This window comes from Syntrophomonas wolfei subsp. methylbutyratica, assembly GCF_001570625.1.
Lineage (GTDB): Bacteria > Bacillota > Syntrophomonadia > Syntrophomonadales > Syntrophomonadaceae > Syntrophomonas > Syntrophomonas methylbutyratica.
The window spans coordinates 1-617 of record NZ_BBQT01000063.1; the positions used below are offsets into that span (position 1 = coordinate 1).

General features: G+C 25.9%; 1 protein-coding gene. It reads right to left on the bottom strand.

Annotated elements, in window-relative coordinates; translation table 11 throughout:
• Window positions 1-419 precede the first annotated feature (419 nt).
• Window positions 420-617, bottom strand: a 198-nt coding sequence (locus AWB54_RS15015) for an AI-2E family transporter (RefSeq protein ID WP_153014772.1), incomplete at its 5' end; no start/stop codon positions are given.

Genomic DNA, 617 nt, shown 5'->3' on the forward strand with positions numbered 1-617 from the left:
AAGAGACTCAGCGCATAGATGGTAGGTTTCAGCATTCTCACCAGAGGAGTTTTCAGTTTAAACCAATATTTTCATCTAGCTAACATCAGTGATTAGTGCATTTGCACCTATGTATATACGTATTTCTGGTTTTCTACTATCTAGATTAAGTATCGGAACTTGGAAAGGTATAATAATATCTATACATTGTCATATTACATGCTTCTGTAAATAATTCATTTATTTTTTAAATACTAGATTCATAATTTTAATTTGTATTTTTTTTATAACTTTTGCGATACATAAATATTACATACAAGAAATTTTATTGAAATTATAGTACAAAAAAAGTACACCATTTCAGATGTACTTTTTACTTTTTATATTTCTTCTTTTTCGAATTCTGTTTCTTTTTTTAATTTTTTACTTTTCTTTTTTTCTTATTTTTGATCAAAATTAATCCCAAATTTATATTTAATATATACTTTTGCTAATGCTAGTATTGGCATGGCTAGTATCATACCTGCTATTCCAAAAACTTCCCCAAATACAAGTAATCCACAAATTACAACAACTGGATGTAAATTTACAGATTTTGCAATAATATTTGGTTGTAATACATTTGCATCTAATAGTTG